Genomic DNA, 4,158 nt, shown 5'->3' on the forward strand with positions numbered 1-4,158 from the left:
TCCCACAGATCCGTTTTCCTTCAGTTAAACCAGGTGAAGCCCAACCAGAATCAGATCAATCAACTTGATCCCCACGAACGGCACGACAATCCCGCCCAGCCCGTAGATCAGCAGGTTTCGGCGTAACAGTTGCGCAGCATTGGCCGCCTGAACACGCACGCCGCGCAGGGCCAGCGGGATCAGCACGACGATGATCAAGGCGTTGAAAACGATGGCCGAGAGGATCGCGCTCTGGGGGCTGGCCAGTTGCATGATGTTCAGCACGCCCAGTTGCGGGTAAATAGCCGCGAACAGCGCAGGCAATATCGCGAAGTACTTGGCGATGTCGTTGGCGATGGAAAAGGTCGTCAGCGCGCCACGGGTGACCAGCAATTCCTTGCCGATCTGTACTACGTCCAGCAGTTTGGTCGGGTCGCTATCGAGATCAACCATGTTGGCCGCTTCCCGTGCGGCCTGGGTGCCGTCATTCATCGCCATGCCGACGTCGGCCTGAGCCAGCGCAGGGGCATCGTTGGCACCATCACCACACATCGCCACAAGACGGCCGTCGTTCTGCTCGGCACGAATACGCTCCAGCTTTTTCTCTGGTGTGGCTTCGGCCAACACGTCATCGACCCCGGCTTCAGCGGCAATCGCCGCAGCGGTCAGCGGGTTGTCGCCCGTCACCATCACGGTGCGAATGCCCAGCTTGCGCAGTTCGGCAAACCGTTCACGAATGCCTGGCTTGACCACGTCCTTGAGGTGAATCGCACCGATCAACTTCTTGTCGACACACACCAGCAAAGGCGTGCCACCAGTCTTGGCAATGCCGTCGATTTCCCGGGCCAGTGATGCAGGCAAATCACTGCGCTGCATGTCGACAAAAGCCAACAGCGAATCCACTGCGCCTTTGCGATACACCCGGTTCTGATAGTCAACGCCCGACAACCGGGTTTCAGCGCTGAATGGCACACCGGTGACGTCGGCAGGTTTAGGCTCGACCATCGGATGCAGGTTACGCAGGTATTCGACGATGGATTTACCTTCCGCCGTGTCGTCGGCCAGTGAGGCCAGCAGCGCGGCTTCGCTGAGCTCTTTCGGGGTCACGCCCGGCGCGGCATAGAGTGCGCTGCAACGGCGGTTGCCGAAGGTAATGGTCCCGGTCTTGTCCAGCAGCAGTACGTGTACATCACCCGCCGCTTCCACGGCGCGCCCGGATTTGGCGATCACATTGAGGCGCACCAGGCGGTCCATCCCGGCAATACCGATGGCCGAAAGCAGGCCGCCAATAGTCGTCGGAATCAACGTCACCAGCAGCGCCACGAGAAACACCAGGGGCAAGCTCCCGCCCGCAAAGTGGGCGAATGGTTGCAGGGTTACCACCACCAACAGGAAGATCAGCGTCAGGCCGATCAACAGGATATCCAGCGCCACTTCGTTAGGGGTTTTCTGCCGCTTGGCGCCTTCCACCAGAGCGATCATCCGGTCCAGCGTGGACTCACCGGGGTTACTGCTGATGCGCACCAGCAACCAGTCCGAGACCAGCCGGGTATTGCCGGTCACCGCCGAGCGATCACCACCCGATTCACGAATCACTGGCGCGGATTCACCGGTAATCGCCGCTTCGTTGACCGCAGCAATACCTTCGATGACCTCGCCGTCGCCGGGAATCATCTCACCGGCCTCGACCCGCACCACATCGCCTTTACGCAGGACGGTGGCGTTGACCACGCTGAAACGGCCCGACTCATCACGACGGCGCGCCTTCAGGCCTTCGCTGCCGGCTTTGAGGCTATCGGCACGTGCCTTGCCGCGCCCCTCCGCCAGGGCTTCAGCAAAGTTGGCGAACAACACGGTGAACCACAACCAAAGGGCGATCTGCACCGCAACGCCAGTGGAAACAGCCGGATCGGGGATCAGGCATAGCACCGTGGTGAGGATCGCAGTCAGTTCCACCACCAGCATGACCGGCGAGCGCGCCAACTGACGAGGATCAAGTTTGACGAACGCCTGAATCAATGCCGGACGCCACAAGGCGGCGAAACCGGTTTTTACCGTCTCAGTGGAAGGCTGCGCTTGCACTGGTTTTGGTTCGGACGGCTCGGGTTTAGCGATATGCATATTCATGGTCGGCTCCTCAGAAACCCAGACTCAAATGTTCAGCAATCGGCCCTAGAGCCAGGGTCGGCAGGAACGTCAGGCCGCCGACAATCAGGATCGTCATGGTCAGCAAGGTGACGAACAGCGGGCCGTGGGTCGGGAAGCTGTTCAGGCCCAGCGGCGCGCTCTTCTTCATCGCCAGACTGCCAGCCAGCGCCAGTACCGGCAGGATGTAGCCGAAGCGACCGATGAACATCGCGAGACTGAGCATCAAGTTATGGAATACGGTGTTGGCGCTGAAACCACCGAACGCCGAGCCGTTATTGGCCGTCGCCGAGGTGTAGGCGTACAGCAACTGGCTGAAACCGTGCGGTCCGGGATTGCTTACCGACGCTATCGAGCCAGGCAAAGTCGCGGCGATGGCGCCCAGCACCAATACGCCAACGGGCATCACCAGCAACGTCGCGACCAGCAGCTTGACCTCATGGGCCTGCAGCTTTTTACCGAGGTATTCGGGGGTACGGCCGATCATCAATCCGGCCAGAAACACTGCGATCAGGACGTTCAGCAGCATGCCGTTCAGGCCCACGCCGACACCACCGAAGATCACTTCGCCGACCATCATATTGGCCAGCGCGACCATGCCGCTCAGCGGGTTGAGGCTGTCATGCATGCCATTCACCGAGCCGTTGGACGCCGCCGTAGTCGCCGTGGCCCACAATACGGTGCCGGTTGTGCCGAAGCGGCTTTCCTTGCCTTCCAGCGGAGCGGTCTGCTCAACGTTGGCGACATTCAACGTCGGATTGGGCTGATATTCGGCCCACATCGACACGGTCCCGCCAATGATCAGCAAGGTCAACATGCAGGCCATGATTGCCCGGCTCTGACGCATGTCTTTAACGTAATGGCCGAAGGTGAACACCAGCGCTGCCGGAATCAGCAGAATCGACGCTAACTGAAACAGATTGCTCCACGCGGTCGGGTTCTCGAACGGGTGCGCCGAGTTGACACCGAAGAAGCCGCCGCCGTTAGTGCCCAGTTGCTTGATCGCGATCTGACTGGCAGCCGGGCCCATGGGCAGGCTTTGATCCGCACCTTGCAGGGTCAGCGCATCAATGTAGTGAGCGAAGCTTTGTGGCACGCCCTGCCAGACCAGCAACAACGCCAACACGATGCACAATGGCAGCAAGCCGTAGAGTGTGACGCGGGTCATGTCGGTCCAGAAGTTGCCGAGATTCTGCGTCGAGCGACGGCTGATACCACGGCAGAACGCCAACAGCACGGCGATACCGGTCGCGGCGCTGACGAAGTTCTGCACAGTCAGGCCAGCCATCTGGCTCAGGTAACTCAACGACGCTTCGCCGCTGTAGGCCTGCCAGTTGGTGTTGGTGACGAAGCTCATGGCGGTGTTGAACGCGAGTGACCATTCCATGCCCGGCAATTGTTGCGGGTTAAGCGGCAGAGCGCCCTGCCCCAGGAGCATCGCGAACAGCAGGACGAAACCGGCAAGGTTGAAGGCCAGCAAGGCCCAGAGATAGGTTTTCCAGTTCTGCTCGACAGCCGGATCAACACCCGACAGGCGATAGCAGAGGTTTTCAACCGGTCGCAAAACCGGCGTCAGCCAGGTGCGCTCGCCTTCCACCACTCGATAGTAGAAACGCCCCAACAAGGGCGCGGGGAGCAGCACCAGTGCGAGGAAGGCCAGAATCAATAGATAGTCATAACTGTGCATGGCGGCTCCACTCCTAGTTCTGGCCAGCGCGCAGCAGCGCAACCAGTAGGTAGATGAACAACCCTGCGGCCAATAACAGTGATACCCCGTCTACAGCGCTCATCGAATTACTCCGTCTCTACGGCGATTGCCGCGTGTGGCTAATTGTCAGCACTGAGGGTGTAAAGGAACGAGAGCGAGGGGTGCGGAGCGGCGTAAAGATGGCGTAAAGATGGCGGTTTTTGTGTGTATATCCATTACCGGGGTAACGGCTGATATTGGTTGTGCCCTTACGGCGCCTCACTTTTGTTCCGGAAGCCGGCCCAGCCAAAAGTAAGCAAAAGGCTCTTGCCCCACCACTGGGTGCC

Annotated in this window: 3 protein-coding genes; all 3 read right to left on the reverse strand. The window is 60.0% G+C overall.

The features are described from left to right. Positions 1-24: 24 nt before the first annotated feature. The 3 genes from kdpB to kdpF are packed head-to-tail and all read right to left on the reverse strand — an operon-like array spanning position 25 to position 3,914. Positions 25-2,106 carry a potassium-transporting ATPase subunit KdpB gene (gene kdpB / locus H8S59_RS26270; protein WP_187523307.1) on the reverse strand — a complete coding sequence of 694 codons (2,082 nt, stop codon included), beginning with the start codon at positions 2,104-2,106 and terminating at the stop codon, positions 25-27. 10 nt (positions 2,107-2,116) lie between these two features. Next, positions 2,117-3,811, reverse strand: coding sequence for a potassium-transporting ATPase subunit KdpA (kdpA, locus tag H8S59_RS26275; RefSeq protein ID WP_095095562.1), 1,695 nt, complete (start codon positions 3,809-3,811; stop codon positions 2,117-2,119). A 13-nt stretch (positions 3,812-3,824) separates the two neighbouring features. After that, positions 3,825-3,914 (reverse strand): K(+)-transporting ATPase subunit F, encoded by a 90-nt coding sequence (gene kdpF / locus H8S59_RS26280; RefSeq protein ID WP_080237935.1) that lies wholly within the window; start codon positions 3,912-3,914, stop codon positions 3,825-3,827. Between the last annotated feature and the right edge of the window lie 244 nt (positions 3,915-4,158).

The organism is Pseudomonas folii (assembly GCF_014357575.1).
Taxonomy (GTDB): domain Bacteria; phylum Pseudomonadota; class Gammaproteobacteria; order Pseudomonadales; family Pseudomonadaceae; genus Aquipseudomonas; species Aquipseudomonas folii.